Annotated in this window: 15 protein-coding genes; 10 read left to right on the top strand and 5 right to left on the bottom strand. The window is 60.4% G+C overall.

Annotation, left to right across the window (positions count from 1 at the left end):
- Positions 1 to 9: 9 nt before the first annotated feature.
- From SBC1_RS28305 to SBC1_RS28285, 5 genes are all read left to right on the top strand, one after another.
- On the top strand, positions 10 to 837 hold the full coding sequence (locus SBC1_RS28305) for an alpha/beta fold hydrolase (RefSeq protein ID WP_165102567.1): 828 nt from the start codon (positions 10 to 12) through the stop codon (positions 835 to 837).
- 111 nt (positions 838 to 948) lie between these two features.
- Positions 949 to 2,196, top strand: a complete 1,248-nt coding sequence (locus SBC1_RS28300) for an NRAMP family divalent metal transporter (RefSeq protein WP_206366139.1) — start codon at positions 949 to 951, stop codon at positions 2,194 to 2,196.
- A 404-nt stretch (positions 2,197 to 2,600) separates the two neighbouring features.
- A complete protein-coding gene (locus tag SBC1_RS28295) occupies positions 2,601 to 3,569 on the top strand; it encodes a ferritin-like domain-containing protein (protein WP_165102563.1) in 969 nt (322 codons plus the stop codon).
- A 777-nt stretch (positions 3,570 to 4,346) separates the two neighbouring features.
- Positions 4,347 to 6,098, top strand: coding sequence for an ABC transporter permease subunit (locus SBC1_RS28290; RefSeq protein WP_165102560.1), 1,752 nt, complete (start codon positions 4,347 to 4,349; stop codon positions 6,096 to 6,098).
- Between the two features lie 12 nt (positions 6,099 to 6,110).
- A complete protein-coding gene (locus tag SBC1_RS28285) occupies positions 6,111 to 7,454 on the top strand; it encodes an AAA-associated domain-containing protein (RefSeq protein WP_165102557.1) in 1,344 nt (447 codons plus the stop codon).
- 201 nt (positions 7,455 to 7,655) lie between these two features.
- Here SBC1_RS28285 and SBC1_RS28280 read toward each other — a convergent pair whose 3' ends face one another.
- Positions 7,656 to 9,056, bottom strand: coding sequence for a PLP-dependent aminotransferase family protein (locus SBC1_RS28280; protein ID WP_165102554.1), 1,401 nt, complete (start codon positions 9,054 to 9,056; stop codon positions 7,656 to 7,658).
- A gap of 145 nt (positions 9,057 to 9,201) precedes the next feature.
- On the opposite strand from SBC1_RS28280, the gene SBC1_RS28275 reads away from it, so the two are divergent.
- Entirely contained in the window at positions 9,202 to 9,510 is a 309-nt protein-coding gene (locus tag SBC1_RS28275) for a DUF2917 domain-containing protein (protein ID WP_165102551.1), read from the top strand.
- 62 nt (positions 9,511 to 9,572) lie between these two features.
- Positions 9,573 to 10,811: an alanine--glyoxylate aminotransferase family protein gene (locus SBC1_RS28270; RefSeq protein WP_165102547.1), complete on the top strand. Its 1,239-nt coding sequence runs from the start codon at positions 9,573 to 9,575 to the stop codon at positions 10,809 to 10,811.
- Between the two features lie 30 nt (positions 10,812 to 10,841).
- Here the strand turns inward: SBC1_RS28270 and SBC1_RS28265 are convergent, their stop codons facing one another.
- From SBC1_RS28265 to SBC1_RS28250, 4 genes are all read right to left on the bottom strand, one after another.
- Positions 10,842 to 11,756, bottom strand: a complete 915-nt coding sequence (locus SBC1_RS28265; RefSeq protein ID WP_165102544.1) for an ABC transporter permease — start codon at positions 11,754 to 11,756, stop codon at positions 10,842 to 10,844.
- Between the two features lies 1 nt (position 11,757).
- Positions 11,758 to 12,672 carry an ABC transporter permease gene (locus SBC1_RS28260; protein ID WP_165102539.1) on the bottom strand — a complete coding sequence of 305 codons (915 nt, stop codon included), beginning with the start codon at positions 12,670 to 12,672 and terminating at the stop codon, positions 11,758 to 11,760.
- A gap of 78 nt (positions 12,673 to 12,750) precedes the next feature.
- Entirely contained in the window at positions 12,751 to 13,989 is a 1,239-nt protein-coding gene (locus SBC1_RS28255) for a PotD/PotF family extracellular solute-binding protein (RefSeq protein ID WP_206366152.1), read from the bottom strand.
- Between the two features lie 147 nt (positions 13,990 to 14,136).
- On the bottom strand, positions 14,137 to 15,195 hold the full coding sequence (locus SBC1_RS28250; protein ID WP_165102531.1) for an ABC transporter ATP-binding protein: 1,059 nt from the start codon (positions 15,193 to 15,195) through the stop codon (positions 14,137 to 14,139).
- Positions 15,196 to 15,528: 333 nt separating this feature from the next.
- On the opposite strand from SBC1_RS28250, the gene SBC1_RS28245 reads away from it, so the two are divergent.
- Genes SBC1_RS28245 through SBC1_RS28235 form a run of 3 tightly spaced genes read left to right on the top strand, consistent with a single transcriptional unit; the run spans position 15,529 to position 17,874 of the window.
- Positions 15,529 to 16,515: a polysaccharide deacetylase family protein gene (locus SBC1_RS28245; protein WP_165102528.1), complete on the top strand. Its 987-nt coding sequence runs from the start codon at positions 15,529 to 15,531 to the stop codon at positions 16,513 to 16,515.
- Positions 16,512 to 17,243, top strand: coding sequence for a GntR family transcriptional regulator (locus SBC1_RS28240; protein WP_165102525.1), 732 nt, complete (start codon positions 16,512 to 16,514; stop codon positions 17,241 to 17,243). Before SBC1_RS28245 ends, SBC1_RS28240 begins: the two co-directional genes overlap by 4 nt.
- A gap of 40 nt (positions 17,244 to 17,283) precedes the next feature.
- Positions 17,284 to 17,874, top strand: coding sequence for a flavin reductase family protein (locus SBC1_RS28235; RefSeq protein ID WP_165102522.1), 591 nt, complete (start codon positions 17,284 to 17,286; stop codon positions 17,872 to 17,874).

The following is a 17,874-nucleotide window of genomic DNA, read 5'->3' as shown; positions in this document are numbered from 1 at the left end:
CTGCGAGTCATGGAACGATTAGTACAGCACATCCCTGCAATCTGTGTGGCCAATCTGCCCGCAACAGACGACCGGGAATCGCTTCGTCTTGAGTATCAATGGTTGAACGCCGACCAGACCGATGCGCCTCTCGCCGTCTTCCTGCACGAAGGGCTCGGCTCCATTTCAATGTGGAAGGACTGGCCGCAGAAGCTATGCGAACAACTGGGGTTCCGTGGTCTCGTCTATTCGCGGCCGGGTTATGGCGGCTCGACCGCGCGTGCAGCGAACGTGAAATGGCCGCTCGATTTCATGCAACGGCAGGCTCATGACGTTCTGCCGGCAATGCTCGACGTTCTCGGCATAGGCAGCGCCGAACGTGCCCGGATGTGGGTTATTGGCCATAGCGACGGCGGTTCTATTGCGTTGCTTTATGCGGTGGCTTTCCCTGACGCGCTGTGTGGCGTGATCGCAATTGCGCCGCATGTATTTGTTGAAGATAAGTCAGTCAAGGCGATAGCGGAGGCAACCGCTCTATATACGCAAGGCGATTTGCGAGCCAGGCTGTCGCGGTATCACGCCGACGTCGATTCAGCTTTCTACGGATGGAACGATATCTGGCTGAATCCCGACTTCAGGCACTGGAACATTACGGCCCTGCTGCCTTCCATCCGGTGCCCGCTGCTTGCTGTGCAAGGATATGACGACGAGTACGCAACGATGGCGCAGATCGACGCCATTGCATCGCACGTGCCGCAAGCACAGCTCGCCAAGCTGCCGGCTTGCGGACATTCTCCGCATCGTCAATGCCCCGCCATGCTCGATGCCGCGATCGCGGCGTTCGTTAAGAGTATTTGAAGCTCCGGCATGAACCACGACCGCTGAAGGACGCGGCGCGCTGACTTGGGAAGACCGAAATCTCGATACAATCGGTCACCCTCCAACACTCTTCGCATCCTTTCAAAACGCATGACTGGTTCCTCGCTGCTCAAACCGAAGGTTTCACCCAGTCTGCGTTGGCTCACCCTGTGGGGACCGGGCCTGCTCGTCATGCTCGCCGACTGCGACGCCGGTAATGTGGTGACAGCGGCGCAGAGCGGCGCGCAATGGGGCCCTCAGCTACTGCTGGTTCTGCTCGCGCTCATCCCCCTGCTCTATATGGTCCAGGAACTCACCGTCCGGTTGGGTATTTTCACCGGGCAGGGTCATGGCGAGCTCGTTCGCTCGCACTTCGGTCCCGCATGGGCATGGGTCTCGGCAGTCGGGTTGGGCGTCGCCGTGCTCGGCTCTCTGGTGACCGAGTTCACCGGGGTCGCTGGCATAGGGGAAATGGTCGGCGTCTCGCGGTCCGTCACGTTGCCGCTCGCCGCCGCATTCCTGGTGGGCATTGTGTTCACTGGCTCGCACAAACGCGTGGACAAGCTCGCCATCGTCATTGGCGCTTTCGAGCTGTCATTCTTCGCGGTCGCCTGGCATGCCCACCCGGACATTCCCGGCATGTTCCGGCAGATGACCCAGCTTCCTCTCTCCGACCATCATTACGGTTATCTCGCGGCTGCACTGATTGGCGCGACCTTCAATCCCTGGATGATCTTCTACCAGCAAGCCGCGGTCGCCGATAAAAAGCTGGGCGCCCAGGACTATTCCGCGGCGCGAATCGAAACTGCCGCCGGTGCGGTTCTCACGCAGTTGCTAACAGCAGCGGTGCTGGTTGCCGTTGCGGCGACGCTGTCGAGAGACGGTCAGCGGCACTCTTTTCAAAGCGTAGGCGAAATCAGCGATGTCCTCACAATGGCCGTAGGACCGCGCGCCGGACGTTTTCTGTTTAGCGCGGGTGTCCTCGGGGCATCAATGGTAGCGGCCATTGTCTGCTCGCTATCGCTCGCGTGGGGGCTGGGTGAAGTGGCGGGATACAAGCGCTCGCTTGAGGGCGGACCGGCGAATGCGCCATGGTTCTACGGTGTGTACGTAGTCTCGGTCGTTGGCAGCGCGACCGTCGTCTGGCTCGCGCCCAACCTCGTTTCGCTGAACGTTGCCGCGCAAGTCGTCAACGCGCTAATGCTGCCACTAGTGGTCGGCTTGCTGATTGCGCTCAGCGTGACCGCGCTACCGCCTCAGCACCGGCCTCGCGGCATCTACCTAGGGCTTGTATGCGGCATTGCCGCGCTGGTGTCCGCCTCTGGTGTCCTGGGTGCCGCCCTGAGCTTTTTCTCCTGATAAGCGACTGCACTGTCTCGCGTCAATTCCGTATTTGATTGCCACACTACATGCCTTGTGTGGCGCGCAGTCGGTATTGAATTCCGGATCACATCTCTGTAGTCCGTCAAAACGACCATCTGAAAAGATTCACCGTCTTCCATCGGGTAATCACTCGAAATATTTTTGATCGCGTACGCATCCGTCTCACGGTCGACATGCGTATCCACCCGTACGTGACATGAGAGACGCCAGATCAGCCCTGCTGCTGCGCGTCATGCTTCGTCACGAGTTCGTGATTCACGTTTGACACAGGCAGCTCGCCTGGCGCCTCGTCGTCTGTTGTCCGCTGCTCTTCTGACTCTGGTTTTCATCGGGCACAGTCGCCGTATTGGTTAGTTCACAGAACGGTTCAAGGAGATATCATGTCAGAAGATTCAAAGGTCATGGATGTGCTCGTCCAGCGTTCCGACAAGCTCGCAAAACGCAGGCAGTTCTTCAGAAGCGCAGGGGGCGTCGGTCTTGGACTTATCGGCGGCACGATCCTTGGCGCATGCGGCGGCGGCTCGTCGAGCGCATCGGCGCAAAGCGGCCCGACCGATCCGGAGATCCTCAACTTCGCGCTTAACCTCGAATACCTCGAAGCAACCTTCTATGCGTATGCAACGACCGGTGCGGGCCTTCCGGCTAGCCTGATGAGCGGTGCGGGCACTGCGGGCACAGTCATCCCAGGCCATGCAGTAACGTTCTCCGACCCGGTGGTTCAGGCCTATGCCAACGAGATCGCTAAAGACGAACTTGAACATGTCACGTTCCTGCGCACGGCGCTCGGTGCGTCGGCGGTAGCCATGCCTGCCCTCGATGTCGGCTACCAGAATCCAAACGGCGCCTTCTCCAAAGCAGCGCAGGCAGCCGGACTGGTTCCTGCGGGCACGGCGTTCGACCCTTACCTGAACGACGAAACGTTCTTGCTCGCCGCCTTCATCTTTGAAGATGTTGGTGTGACGGCTTACAAGGGGGCCGCGCCGCTGATCTCGAACTCGACCTATTTGTCAGCTGCCGCGGGCATCCTCGCTGCCGAGGCTTATCACGCTGGTCTGGTACGCACGACGCTTTATGCAAAAGGTATTGCGACCCCGTCGCTTGGCCTTATTGCAGCGGCAGGCGCCATCTCCAACGCACGCAACGCGCTCGACAACGTGGGCAACGACGACCAGGGCATTGCAGGAGCGACGCCGAGCATCTCCAACATTGTGCCGCTCGATTCCAACGGCATCGCGTTCAGCCGCAATTACGGGAATGTCCTGAACATCGTCTACCTGACGAATGCGTCAGTGACTCAGGGCGGCTTCTTCCCGGTAGGCGTCAACGGTACGCTGCACATGAGCGCCTGATAGAAGTCGGGAGCATCCTGGCCTCACCGCGCCGGTTTCTATCACTTGTGATGGGAACCAGCGCGGCTTTGATTTACGTCGACAATTGAATTGAAGCTTTCAAATAATAAAGCATAACTAACTTTTTCAATCAACAGGGTACGGAATCAAACCGTGTTCTGAATAGAGCCTGGGCAATCCTCGCCGTGGCGCTATGGCAACGTGCGCGCTCACCATCGCCACGCTGGCGGACGCCAAGCGGGTGTAGCCCGTCCATTGCGCTCGCATGGCATCCGTAAGGGAAACGAAATATTTCCGGTTCGCCTTAGCCCTTCAAAAATTCTCAAAAACCTTCAAAAAGCCGACAAGCACGTTCAGCATCAAGATGCATTAAGCAGATGCTGACCTGTCCCGGGCCCCTGTTGCTGCACCCGCTTGCCTGTGATCTCCGGCGGACCACCCCCATAGACCGGATCATCGCGGCAAAAAACGGAACTGTTTCACCTCCGAGGTTGTGCCTGAAACACGGTTTGTAGTAGTGTCGGGCCGTTCAGAAAGAACGGTCGAAATTACCCGGACAAAATCGTGTCCAGACTAGCCGCGCGCATGCCATTGCCTAGCCGCATCCCTTAACCACCAACGACGATCAAAGCTTACAGTTCACGTTTTTATCGCGGCTTAGTCGCATGCTGATGCCCTCATATGTTTGCATCGGTGAATCAACGCATGGCGGCATCCAAGGCTCGGACCTCGAAGGGCACGCCGCCATGTTTTCATGCATAGCTGTTCGGAGAATATATGGACTTCGGATTCAACCTGAACCGCACGGCCAACGCGTCTGCCTGGCGCTTGTTGCCTAATCGATGGGACTTTGTCGCGTTCCCTCTGATCATTTGCGTGATTGCGATGGCCGCCATCGGCTTCCATCAGACCATGGCGCCCATCGCCACGCTCAAGACGCAAGTGATCTCGCTCGCGCCGTCGAACCTGCCTGAATATGCGCTGCGCACAACATTGCGGATGCTCGCCGCCATGATTGCTTCGCTGGTATTCACGCTCATCTACGGCACCCTTGCGGCCAAGAGCCGTCGGGCAGAAAAGGTGCTCGTGCCGATCCTGGACATCCTCCAGTCGGTTCCTGTACTTGGCTATATCTCGTTCACGGTCACGTTCTTCATCGCGTTGTTTCCGACGCGCGTGGCAGGTGCCGAATGCGCGGCGATCTTCGCGATCTTCACGAGCCAGGCGTGGAACATGACGTTCAGTTTCTACCAGTCGTTGCGCACAACGCCGCGAGACCTGGAGGAAGTCGCCCGCAGCTTCCACCTGACGGCATGGCAGCGATTCTGGAAGCTGGAAGTCCCCTTCTCAATGCCGGGCCTCATCTGGAACATGATGATGTCGATGTCCGGCGGCTGGTTCTTCGTGGTTGCCTCCGAGGCAATCACGGTCGGCAACAACACGATCACGCTGCCGGGCATCGGCGCGTATCTCGCGCAGGCGATCACCGAAAAGAACATGGGCGCGGTCGGCTGGGTCATCCTCACGATGACCATTGTGATCCTTGGCTACGACCAATTGCTGTTTCGTCCGCTCGTTGCCTGGGCCGACAAATTCCGCATGGAAACGTCCAGTTCCGGTATCGCCCCGGAGTCTTGGGTGCTCGGCCTGGTTCGACGCACGCGCCTGATTCACCGCTTGCTCGTGCCAGCCGGCTGGGTCTTCGCCAGCGCGGCACGCATCCCGATGCGACTGCCTTCGTTCGACCGGGTGAATTTGCGCATGACGAAGCGCAAGACGCCGTCACGTGTCGGCGACATTGCCTGGAGCATCGTGGTCATCGCGGTTACGCTTTATGTGGTGTGGCGCGTGGTCACCTACGTCCGCACCGGCGTGGACCTGCATGAGGTAGGTCACGTGGTTGTCCTTGGATTGATCACGTTGTTGCGCGTGGTGATCCTGATCGCGATCTCATCGGTGATCTGGGTCCCGCTTGGCGTGATGATCGGATTGCGTCCCGCGCTTGCCGAGAAAGTGCAGCCAATCGCGCAATTCCTGGCGGCGTTTCCGGCGAACCTTTTGTTTCCCATCTTCGTGATCGTGATTGTCCGCTTTCACCTGAACCCCGATATCTGGTTGTCGCCGCTCATCGTGCTCGGAACGCAGTGGTACATCCTGTTCAACGTGATCGCGGGCGCGACGGCTTACCCGAACGACTACCGCGAGGTGGCCACCAACTTCCGGATTCGTGGCTGGCAATGGTGGCGTCAGGCCATGCTGCCAGGCATCTTCCCGTACTACGTGACGGGCGCGATCACCGCTTCAGGGGGTGCGTGGAACGCCAGTATCGTCGCCGAGTTCGTGCAGTGGGGCGACACCAAGGTCGTGGCGCATGGCCTGGGCGCGTACATCGCGCAAACCACCGCTGCGGGCGACTATCCGAAGATCATCCTGGGCATTGCCGTCATGTCGTTGTTCGTCACCCTTTTCAACCGCCTGCTGTGGCGCCCCATGTACACCTTTGCCGAAGCCAAGCTTCGAGTCGATTGAGGACCTATCAACATGCCAAATTCAGACTTCAACGTGGTTTCCCCCGTGACGCCGGCGAGCCCTGCTTCCCGTGCTGCCGAAGAGATCCTGAACGTCAAGGGTGTGTCGCGGGGCTTCAAGAAAAGCCAGGGCGACCTGCTCGTGCTCGACGGCGTCAACCTCTCATTGCGAGAGGGTGAGATCGTCGGCTTGCTAGGACGCTCGGGCTCGGGCAAGTCAACGCTGCTGCGTATCATCGCAGGCTTGATCGAGCCGACCACCGGCGACGTCACCTATAAAGGCAAGCCGCTCGAAGGTCCCGCCGATGGCGTCGCCATGGTGTTCCAGACGTTCGCGCTGTTCCCGTGGCTGACTGTGCTTCAGAACGTGGAAGCGGGGCTGGAGGCGCAGGGAGTGGGTGCTGCGCCGCGCCGGGCGCGGGCGCTCGCCGCAATCGATCTGATCGGGCTGGACGGTTTCGAGAACGCGTATCCGCGTGAACTGTCGGGCGGGATGCGCCAGCGGGTGGGTTTCGCCCGTGCGCTGGTAGTCGACCCGACGCTCTTGCTGATGGACGAGCCCTTCTCCGCGCTCGACGTGCTGACGGCCGAGAACTTGCGTACTGACCTGCTTGACCTCTGGACGCAGGGCAAGATGCCGATCAAGTCGGTGTTGATCGTGACGCACAACATTGAAGAAGCGGTATTCATGTGCGACCGGATCATGGTGTTGTCGTCGAATCCGGGTCGGGTGATTGCCGAGATCGAGGTGCCGTTCAAGCATCCTCGCAATCGTCTCGATCCGGCGTTCAGATCGCTCGTCGATGAAATCTACGCCAAGATGACGGCGCGGCAATCCGGTGAGGCGACCAAGCAGACGCTCGAGTTTGGCAGCCGGTTGCCGCATGTGTCGACCAACTTGCTGGCCGGCCTGATTGAAACGCTTGCCGCCGATCCGTACCATGGCCGCGCCGACATGCCGGAGATTGCGCGTTCGCTGCATCTGGAAGTTGACGACCTGTTCCCGATCGCGGAAACGTTGCAGCACCTGGGTTTCGCCGAACTGCGCGAAGGGGATATCTATCTGACGCCCGCGGCCCATGTGTTTGCCGATCTGGGTACTCACGAACGCAAGATGATGTTCGCCGATCATCTGTTGAAGCACGTGCCGCTGGCCGCCCGCATCAAGAAGGTGTTGAATGAGCGGCCGGGGCATCGGGCTCCGCGCGTGCGCTTTGAACAGGAACTGGAGGATTTCCTGACCGACGGCGCCGCGGAAGACACGCTGGATTCGGTGATCAACTGGGGGCGTTTCGGGGAGGTGTTTTCGTACAACGACCAGACTGAGTTGTTCAGCCTGGAAGACGTGGAGGTCTGAAGGTTTTCGCTCGCGCCGGTGGACGGGTTTTGGATCCTGGCGGGTAGGGGTTAGCGGTTGGGTTAGTGCCGGCGGGCCAGGTGCCGAAAGCAGCAACCCGGCATTGACCCCGACCGCTAACCCGGGAACCTGGCAACCTGGGATCGACTCCGCCCACTACGCCCCAAACCACCAAACCCCGCCCACCGGCGCGAGCGAACGTTACGTCCGTCCCATGTGTTCAAAGAACCTGATAGCGCGCGCATCGTGGGTATGGGCCGTGTTGATCCGCACCCATGCCGACACCTCGCCATTCGGGCGGTAGTAGCTCCCCGGCGCGAGCGTGATACCAAACTTCAGCGCGTGATCGACGAGGACCATCGAATCGTCTATGCCCGGCACTCGCGTCCACACAAAATTGCCGCCGCTGGGTTCATCGAAGACCTCCCAGCCGTTTTCCTCAAGACGCTGAACGGCCGTTGACAGCGTATCGTGAATCCGGCGCCGCAAGCGCTCGAGGTACTTGCGATACGTGCCTCGCTCAAGCAACGCCGCCACCACGCATTCGCTAAAGCGCGAACCGCCGAGGCTGGTGAGCACCTTCACGTCTACCAGGTCCTTGATCAGGTCGCGCTTGGCTGCCAGATAACCAATCCGCAACGACGACGACAGCGTCTTCGACAACCCGCCCACATAGATCACATGATCGAGTTGATCGAGCGACGCAAGCCGTTGAGTCGGCGTCGCCTGGAAGTCCGCATAGATATCGTCTTCCACGATCATGAAGTCGTGCTGCTGCGCGAGCTGCAGCAACTTGAACGCGACCTGCGGCGCTACATTCGTCGCGGTCGGGTTATGAAAGACGGTATTGATGAAGAACAGTTTCGGCTTGATGGTCTTGAGCAAATGCTCCGCGACATCCACATCGGGCCCGCTCGCCAGGCGCGGAACGCCGACAATCCTGACGCCTTGCAGCTTGAGCAAGCCGAACAGGTTGTAGTAGCCGGGGTCTTCCACGAACACGGTATCGCCCGGCTTTAGCATGAACCGGACGACCAGATCGAGCGCTTGGCTCGCACCGCTCGTGACAATGACGTTCGAGATGTCCGCTTCAATGCCGACTATCCCGAGGCGCATCTGGATCTGGTGCCGCAAATTCGCATCGCCATGCGGCATGGCGTAGTCGATCACGCAACTTGGGTCCATTCGCATGACCTGGCGCACGGTCTGGGCAATGCCCTCAATGTCTCGCCACGCTTCCGGCACGAACCCGCTGCTCAGCTTTAAAGTTTCACCGGGATAGTTGAACTGCTGCAGGATCTGATGCGACTCTTCTTCGGCAAGACGAGGATCCGAGCCACCCGACGCGCTGTCCTCGCCTCCCATGTGGTTCGCCACGTAGAAGCCCGAACCATGCTTCGGCACGATAAAACCCAGCGACGAAAGCCTGTCGTACGCTTCAATAACCGGAAAGCGGCTAATCCGCTGGGCGGCCGCCAGCGCCCGGATGGACGGCAGCTTCACGCCGGCCAAAAGCTGCCGCGACCGTATCAGACCTGAAATGCCGGTCACAAGCTGGTCGGTCATGGGGACGCCGCTTTGTGGATCGATGACGAGGTTCATCGCGTGATCTCTTGAAGTGTGCAGGGAAAATCACTGAACAGTACGGCACAACTGTTCGCGACTGTACATTCCTAAGATTGAAGTTTAAATAAATAATGCAGTCAAGAGGCCGTCTCTTTGTGAGTGGCCGTGATGGGAGAGGGACATGCGCGAAATCCGGACCTTGGAGCAAGAACCCCATGATGAGCCAGCCTGCTGGCTCATCGATCGGCCTCATACCCTGACGGTTTGCCGGGGTACAGTGTGGCTGACCATTGAAGGCGAACCGGAAGACTGGTGGCTGCGGGCAGGCGAAACGCTCGAGCTTGCGCCGCGTTCGAAGGTCTGGATCACCGCATCCGAGCCAAATAGCCGTTTCGTTTTGGCCTCTGCACCGGTATTCTCGCCCACGTGGCGATTCGCGTTCTACTGGTTGCTGATGCGTTTCGGCCAGCGCAGAACACGGGCAATGTGAGCGGGTCCCGGCCGTGTACTGCAGCTTAGCCACCCGACAACGCCTTTATTAAGCGAACCCTGATGAACGACCGATACCCCTTCGCCGCAGATTCCGGCACGCCGGATACGTTCAGCATCGCGTGTCCGACGGTCCTGCCACTCTCTTCAATTCTTCCTGAAGAACCTCTGCTGATGATGGGCGCCGGCCCCGTACCGATTCCCGACGCCGTAGCCAAAGCCAACGGCGTCGTGATCAACCATCTTGGCTCAACCATGGCCGCGGTCATCGGGCAGGTCAAGACAATGGCCCGGTATGTGTTCCAGACCGAATCGAAATGGGTGATGGGCGTGGCGGGACCGGGATCGGCAGCCATGGAAATGGCTATCACGAACCTTGCATGGAAAGGCTCGCGCGTACTCTGCATCTGCAATGGCTTTTTCAGCGAGCGCATGGCGGAGATGGCGAGGCGAACCGGTGCTCAAGTCGAAACGCTGAACGTGGTCGACGGCACCGCCGCGGACACGCAGCTAGCGGCGGAAGCTATCGACCGGTTTCGTCCGGAGATCGTGACGATCGTGCATGGCGAGACGTCCAACACCGTCTGGAATCGCAGCCTCGAATCAATTGCCTCGGTTGCCCGCGCCGCCGGCGCGCTGGTGATTGTCGACGCGGTCTGCACGCTGAGCACCATGCCATTGCCAATGGACGCATGGGGTATCGACGCCGTGATCACCGGCGGCCAGAAAGGGCTGTCATCAATCCCCGGTGTTTCGCTGCTCGCGTTCTCTGAAACGGCCTGGCAACGCATCATGTCGCGCCCGGTCCCACCCACGCACTGGTGCCTCGATGCGTCCTTGGCAACGAACTTCTGGCACAACGCGTCCTACCATTACACGGCGCCAGTGTCGGGCGTGCTCGCGCTCCATGAGGCGCTGCGACTGGTGTGCGCCGAGACGCTCGAGCGCCGGTTCGCAAGGCATCATCGATGTTCGAACGCGCTGCAAGCGGGCGTTGAAGCGCTCTCGCTCTCACTCTATGTTCCGAAACCGAGCCGGCTGAATTCGGTCGTGGGTATCGCGTTGCCGCAGGGCATCAGCGGTTCAGACGTATGCGCCCATATCTCGCGCCATCATCATGTCGAGATTGCAGGCTCGTTCGGCGCGCCGATCGTACGGATCGGTCAGATGGGCGAGCAATGCCGCGAGCATCATCTCTTCAGGACCATCCATGCCCTTGGCCGCACGATGATCGACCTCGGCGTGCCGGTGGATCTTCCCGCTGGCGTGGCCGCGCTGGAGCGGTCGTTATCGGCGGCTTGATTTGCGCGAGCACGTGCCGGCTTTCGGGGTTCAGCTCACAAGCGCCCTCGAACGCCGGCGGCTCAGCCACTTGACCGCCAGAAGCCCCACCACCATCACCGTCAGCGACAACATCGTGGTCATCGTGCCGAGCGCATAGATCACGGGTGTGGTGACGGAAGTCGTGAGCCCCTGAAGTTCCAGCGGCAGCGTGTTCTGGTCGCCGATCGCCTGCGACGTGCGCGCGATCTCGTCCCACGACAGTGTGAAACCGAACATCCCGACTCCAATCACCGACGGCCCGATGATCGGCAAAACCACGTGGCGAAAGCTCTGCCAGGGCGACGCGCCAAGGTCGCGAGCCGCCTCTTCATACGCCGGGTTGAAACGGTTGAAGACGGCAAACATCACAAGCAGTCCGAATGGCAGCGTCCACGTCAGATGCGCACCGAGCGCCGAGGTATACAGGCCCATCGAGGTGGTGTAGTTGTCGACGAATGACTGATGCCCCCACGCGCCGGCAAGATACTTGACGCCGTTATCGAGCAGCCGGAACGTCAGGCCGATTCCCAGCGACACAATGATCGACGGCATGATCAGGCTCGCGACGGACACGTAGAACACGGCCGTGTCACCGCGAAAGCGTTTGCGAAACGCGAGCCCTGCCGCGACCGAGAACAGCACTGTCAGCACCGTGGCGACTGCGGCAAGACGCACCGAGCGTCCGAACGCGGCCCATATGTCGATGTCGCCTACGCCTTGACGCAACACGGCGAACCAGTGCAGCGAAACACCGCGCATGGGGAACGTGAGGCCGCCCTCCGGTCCCTGGAACGACAGGATGAAGATTGTTATCACCGGGCCATAGAGGAACAGCACGAATAGGCCGAACACCAGCGCGAGCCAGTAGAAACTGGTGGGACGCGGCTCGCGGTGCTGCTTCAGACTGCGGAGAATCGCGGCCATGTCAAAGCTCCTTGCGAATATCGACTACGCGTGTCAGTGCCCAGACAATCATCAGCACGACGGCCAGCAGGATGATCGCGTTGGCCGCGGCGGCGGGAAACTGGAGGTAGCCGGTCTGCACCTGGATGATTTTTCCGACCGACGCAATCTGCTGCCCACCCATGACACCTACCGTAAGGAAATCGCCCATGACGATGGTGATCACGAAGATCGAGCCGATCACAATCCCCGTCTTCGACAACGGCAACACCACTTCCCGGATCACTTGCCAGCCGCTCGCACCTGCGTCGCGCGCGGCTTCGAGCAACGACCGGTCAATGCGCATCATGGCGTTGAAGATTGGTACGATCATGAAGAACGTATAAAGATGCACGAAGGCGAGCACGACCGAGAAGTTCGAATAGAGCAGCCATTCGAGCGGCTGATCGATCATATGCGATGACAGCAGTGCCTGATTGACGAGCCCGTTGCGGCCGAGTAGCGGTATCCACGAGATCATCCGGATCACGTTGGAAGTCCAGAACGGAATCGTGCACACAAGGAACAAAACCGTCTGCATACCTGATGACCGGACGTGAAACGACAGGAAGTAAGCGATTGTAAAACCGATCACCAGCGTCACCGCCCAGACGATCGCGCAGAACTTGATCGTCGACCAGTAGGTCTTGAAGGTCACGCAAACATCGGTCATCGAAGAACAGCCATCGAAGATCGCCGCGTAGTTCTTGAACGTGAACGCAGGGATGATCTGGTATTCATTGAAGTCCCAGAAACTGACGATCAGCGTGATGACCAGCGGCACGAGAAAGAACAGGACGAAGGTCAACGCGAGCGGCGTCGCCTGCAGCCAGGCGGCCGCACGCCGGTGCTTGACGATCGCCTCCAGCGGTCGGATGGGAAGCTCGATCGATGCCATCGTGGATTACCTATCGGATAAACAGAAGCGGCCGGCTTGCATGATGTTCAGCACGCCGACCCTGTGCACTAAGCCGCGCTAGGCTGCAATAAACTCGTTCCACTTCTGGACCATGTAGATGTTCTCGTCCATCACGGCATTCCAGCACGCGATCGCCCCCATGCGCTGGTTGTACGAACCGCCGTCGCGCACCGTGCCGACCTTCTCGAGCAACTGGCCGTCAGGCGCCTTGATGTCCTGCGCCGCCGGCTTGCCTTCGATCCAGTAGTCCCATTCATACGGCTGCATATGGGTCTTGGCGGTCTCGAGCACACCCGCATAATAGCCCTGGCGCATGAGGTAAGCACCGGCCCAGCCGTCCTGGAACCAGTTGATGAACTCATAGGCTGCGTCAAGCTTGCGGCCCTGCAATGAACGCGGCAGCCCGAAGCCCGACGCCCATGAGCGATACCCTTCTTTCAGCGGCTGGAACTTGCACGCAACTCCCATTGTGCGGACCTTCGTGACGGCCGGGGACCACATCGACTGGATCACGACCTCACCGGACGCCATCAGGTTGACGCTTTCGTTAAAGTCCTTCCAGAACGCGCGGAACTGGCCCGCGCGCTTCGCTTCGATCAGGATCTTGATGGTCTGGTCGATCTCGGCCTTGGTCATGTTGCCCTTATCGCCGTACTTGACATGCCCCATTGCCTCGATCGCCATGGCCGAATCCATGATGCCGATCGCGGGAATGTTCAGGAGTGCGGCGCGTCCCTTGAATTCAGGGTTGAGCAACTCGGCCCAGCTATTGATCGGGCGCTTGATGAGGTCAGGACGGATGCCTAGCGTATCGGCGTTGTAGGTGGTCGGGATCAGCGTCATCCATTCGGTGGGCGTCGCGGAGAACTCGGTCGAGCGTGCGCCCGTCAGGAACATCACCTTCCTGGGGGCCGTGCCCTGGTCGCCGATCTTCTTGCCGTCGACCTCGCCGCGCGTGAGCACCGGCGTGATCTTGTCGGCGAGCTTGATCTTCTTCGCGTCCATGCCCGCCAGCGTGCCGGCGGGAATCAGCTTCTTCAGCGAGAAGTATTCGGTATCGACAATATCGAATGAATTGGGCTGCGTGATGATGCGCTTGGCGACGTCGTCGGTAGTCACCGGGATGTACTGGATCTGGATGCCGGTATCTTCCTGGAATTTCTTGGCGATATCCGAACTCTGGTTCACCGCCGTGCCCAGATAGCGAAGTGTGATCTTTTCCTGCGCATGCACGTACGGAAACCCGGCAATACCGGCCGCGGCTACCGCGCCCTTGAGCCACGTACGGCGCGACATGCCCTTGCCCGTGGCGAGGCTGGATTCCGTCGTGGCGGCACTCGCCGGCGTCTCGCTCGTGCTGGGTTCGGACGGGTGTTCGTAACGCTCGGTCATGGCCATCTTCCTTGGTTGAAATTGTCGTTCACTACAACGCAAAGCGGTCTCTTATGCTGCCAATGCATGGGCGTCCTGTTCGTTCCACCAGACCACGACACGCGCATCGGGCCCCAGGCGCTGCGGGTCGTATTCGTTATCGGGTAGAAGAGAAACCAGGTCGGGTGAACCGTCCAGCGGTGCCAGCGTCATGCGCAAATGGGTACCCTGATATTCGGTTTCGCGGACCGTGCAAGGGATGCCGCCGATCCGGCTGAAGCCACTTTCGCTCATGGGCGGCTGGACCGGTGTGAAGCCGTGCGGCGCTATGCGCAGATGATCGGCGCGTACGGTGAACGCACGGCCGTTTGCGCCGAGCACGTTGTGTCCGCCAAGAAAACGCGCGACAAATTCCGTGCGCGGCCGGTTGAAGACTTCGTGCGGCGAGCCGCTTTGCTCAATGCGCCCGTGGCTCATGACAACGACCATGTCCGCGAGCGCGAGCGCCTCTTCCTGCGAGTGGGTCACGTGCACAAAGGTGATGCCCAATTCCTTCTGCCAGCGCTTGAGTTCGGCGCGCATCTGAACACGCAGGAACGGGTCGAGTGCGGAAAGGGGTTCATCTAGCAGCAGGCAGCGCGGTTCATTCAGCAGCGCGCGGGCGAGTGCGACACGCTGCTGCTGGCCACCCGACAGTTGCGACGGCTTGCGTTCGGCATAGGCGCTCATCGCGACAAGTTCCAGCAGTTCACCCGCCCGCTGGCGGCGTACGTCCTTGGCGACGCCACGCATCTTCAGGCTGAACGCGACGTTGTCGAGCGCGGACAGATGCGGGAACAACGCATAACTCTGGAAGACCATCGCGGTGCCGCGCGTGGCGGGTTGCGCCCGCGTGACGTTGCGCTGGCCAATGAGGATGTCGCCGTCGCTGATCGACTCGTGGCCGGCGATCATCCGCAACGTCGATGTCTTGCCGCAGCCCGACGGCCCGAGCAGGCAGCAGTACTGGCCGCCGGGAATCCGCAGGTCGATCGAATCGACGGCGAGCGAGTCGCCATATTGCTTCGATACATGCACCAGTTCGATATCGGCGGCCTCGGTTTTAAGCACGGCTGAAGTGGGCTGGCTCATTAGTAGGAACTCGTGCAAGAACTCATGCGGGGCGTTTCCTTTTTCTTGATAAGGGCGCGGCGAGCGGCAATCAACGTCAGCGATAACGGCTCCGCAAGACGCCAAATGCAAGACGTATGCCAATTCGTTCTCATACCGACTATTACATCGCAGGCCATTACGCCTATTGAACGCAGACGATATGGCGTGTAAATTGCACACAATTGGAAATCCAACCGTCGGCGATCAAGCCCGTCAACCCGCACAACCGCGGTGCGCCGCGGGTCCGCCACGGGGCGTGATCCCCCAAAAAGGTTCACGCGCGGCACGTTTGTCACTCAGGGCTTTTTGCACATGGACACCATCCGCAACGCTTGCGCGTCGCACGCTCCTGCGTTCGGCCCGCTCGCCACGCATGGCCGTTTTCCTTACCGGCCGATCACCGACACCGACGCGTTTCGTTGGCCGGGCGACACCGGCCTCGCGGTCTATCTTGGCTTCAACATCGAACACTTTGCGTTCGGCGAGGGACTTGGCGCGGCCCTCGGCCCGGTCTCGCCGCAGCCCGACGTGCTCAATCACAGCTGGCGCGAATACGGCAACCGCGTGGGCGTATGGCGCTGTATCGAACTCTTCGATCAGCTCGACCTGCCGTCGGGCACGCTGATCAATACATCGCTCTATGACCACTGCCCGGAAGTCATCGACGCTTGCCTCGCACGCGGCGACGAACTGATCGCGCACGGTCATACGAATGCGCACCGTCAGAGCGACCTTGACGAGAACAGCGAACGCGCGTTGTTACTGCACTGCCGCGAACGCATCGCGGCGCATGCCGGCACGCCGCCTTCGGGCTGGCTCTCGCCCTGGATCTCCGAGTCTCGCGCAACGCCCGACCTGCTCGCGGAAACCGGCTACGGCTACACGCTCAACTGGTGCCACGACGACCGCCCGGTGCGCATGGCAACGCGCTCTGGGTCGTTATGGTCCATCCCCTACCCGCAAGAACTCAACGACTTGCCGATGATGGTCGGCCGCCATCTCGACGCCCGCGATTTCGCCGACATGATCATCGACCAGTTCGACGAAATGCTCGAACAGGCGAACCGCGGCCAACATCCACAGGCGCTCGTGATGGGCATCGCGCTGCATCCTTACCTCGTTGGACAGCCCTACCGGTTGCGCCATTTGCGTCGCGCGCTACAGCACATTGCCGCCGCCCGCGCGAACGGCGACGTGTGGATGACAACGCCCGGCGCAATCGCCCGCCATATGGACGAGATGGAACGCCTGGGCCTCGTCGGCACGCGGCAACAGACCCTGCTCGCGGCAGACAAATGACGCCGAAACCCACATTGAAGCCGGCTGCAAAGCCCCAAAAAGAAGCCGGACGGAATACCGCTCAGGATGCCGACGCTCGCCTCTACCAAGCCATCTTCGACGGTGTGCTCAACCATCGTCTGACGCCCGGCACCAAACTTCCAGAGCCAGAGTTGTGCCAGTTGTTCGGCGTCGGCCGAGCGGTCGTGCGACGCGTGCTGGAGAAGCTCGCCTACGACGGCATCGTTGCATTGCGGCCGAACAAGGGAGCGGTAATCGCCGAGCCGACGCCCGAGGAGACACGCGAGATTTTTGAAGCGCGCCGCTCGATGGAGCGCGTGCTGGTGGAGTTGGCCGTGCAGCGTGCAACCGCGCGCGACATCAAGGAACTGCGCCGTCAGCTAGCCGATGAACATGAAGCCATGCATCGCTTCGACCAGCCTTCCTGGGCGCGGCTTGCAAGCGACTTTCATCTGCGTATTGCGGCGCTTGCCGGCAATTCGATCCTGCAACGCTACCTGAGCGAACTGGTGTCGCGATGCTCGCTGATCGTGGGCGTCTATGAGCCGCCGGGCAACGCACCGTGCGAGCACGAGGAGCATGCGGCGATTGTCGACTGCATTGAGGCGCGTGATGCGGCAGGCGCCATTGCACGCATGGAAGCGCATCTCCGCGAACTGGAAGAGCGCATTGAGACCTCGCGCATGCTGGGCGAAAAGAGCCTCGGGCAACTGCTTGGCATGACTTAGAACCAGACCATCTGGCGCAAGCTCACCAATCCAGGCCATCATGGAAATCGACTTCGAAGCCATCACCGAATATCAGCGATACAAGCTCATGGCGAGCCTGATCGTGCCGCGCCCGATCGCACTGGTCACCACCTTGAGCGCAAGCGGCACGATCAACGCCGCGCCCTTCTCGATGTTCAACATGCTGGGCGAGGAACCGCCAATTGTGATGATCAGCATCAACCGGCTCGACGATGGCTCGCTCAAGGACACAGCCGTGAATATTGCACGCGGCCGCGAGTTCGTCGTGCATCTCTGCGACGAAGCGATGGCCGAAAAAATGCATCAATGCGGGGAACGTCTGCCGCCCGATGTCAGCGAGCTCGAGAAGGTCGGGCTCACGCCGGTTGGTAGCTCGCGGGTCGCGCCGCCACGGATCGCAGAAGCGCCGGTGGCATTCGAATGTACGTTGTGGGAGACGCTGGAAACCACGAGCCGGCAGATATTCATTGGATGCGTTCACCGGCTGCATGCACGCGACGAACTGATCGATACCGAAACCTGGCGCGTGCGCCTGCAGCACTACTTCCCGGTCGGACGGTTCGGCGCGAGCGACTATGTGACCACCCGCGAGCGCTTCACGCTCGGCTGA

The sequence above is a fragment of the Caballeronia sp. SBC1 genome (assembly GCF_011493005.1).
Lineage (GTDB): Bacteria > Pseudomonadota > Gammaproteobacteria > Burkholderiales > Burkholderiaceae > Caballeronia.
The sequence above is the reverse complement of the archived record's forward strand: the minus strand, read 5'-3'. Positions and strand labels throughout refer to the sequence as shown.

Bases quoted from the DNA above. Each gene is read 5' to 3' on its own strand.
- SBC1_RS28305 (WP_165102567.1), top strand. From the start codon at position 10: ATGGAACGATTAGTACAGCACATCCCTGCAATCTGTGTGGCCAATCTG.
- SBC1_RS28300 (WP_206366139.1), top strand. From the start codon at position 949: ATGACTGGTTCCTCGCTGCTCAAACCGAAGGTTTCACCCAGTCTGCGT.
- SBC1_RS28295 (WP_165102563.1), top strand. From the start codon at position 2,601: ATGTCAGAAGATTCAAAGGTCATGGATGTGCTCGTCCAGCGTTCCGAC.
- SBC1_RS28290 (WP_165102560.1), top strand. From the start codon at position 4,347: ATGGACTTCGGATTCAACCTGAACCGCACGGCCAACGCGTCTGCCTGG.
- SBC1_RS28285 (WP_165102557.1), top strand. From the start codon at position 6,111: ATGCCAAATTCAGACTTCAACGTGGTTTCCCCCGTGACGCCGGCGAGC.
- SBC1_RS28280 (WP_165102554.1), bottom strand. From the start codon at position 9,056: ATGAACCTCGTCATCGATCCACAAAGCGGCGTCCCCATGACCGACCAG.
- SBC1_RS28275 (WP_165102551.1), top strand. From the start codon at position 9,202: ATGCGCGAAATCCGGACCTTGGAGCAAGAACCCCATGATGAGCCAGCC.
- SBC1_RS28270 (WP_165102547.1), top strand. From the start codon at position 9,573: ATGAACGACCGATACCCCTTCGCCGCAGATTCCGGCACGCCGGATACG.
- SBC1_RS28265 (WP_165102544.1), bottom strand. From the start codon at position 11,756: ATGGCCGCGATTCTCCGCAGTCTGAAGCAGCACCGCGAGCCGCGTCCC.
- SBC1_RS28260 (WP_165102539.1), bottom strand. From the start codon at position 12,672: ATGGCATCGATCGAGCTTCCCATCCGACCGCTGGAGGCGATCGTCAAG.
- SBC1_RS28255 (WP_206366152.1), bottom strand. From the start codon at position 13,989: ATGTCGCGCCGTACGTGGCTCAAGGGCGCGGTAGCCGCGGCCGGTATT.
- SBC1_RS28250 (WP_165102531.1), bottom strand. From the start codon at position 15,195: ATGAGCCAGCCCACTTCAGCCGTGCTTAAAACCGAGGCCGCCGATATC.
- SBC1_RS28245 (WP_165102528.1), top strand. From the start codon at position 15,529: ATGGACACCATCCGCAACGCTTGCGCGTCGCACGCTCCTGCGTTCGGC.
- SBC1_RS28240 (WP_165102525.1), top strand. From the start codon at position 16,512: ATGACGCCGAAACCCACATTGAAGCCGGCTGCAAAGCCCCAAAAAGAA.
- SBC1_RS28235 (WP_165102522.1), top strand. From the start codon at position 17,284: ATGGAAATCGACTTCGAAGCCATCACCGAATATCAGCGATACAAGCTC.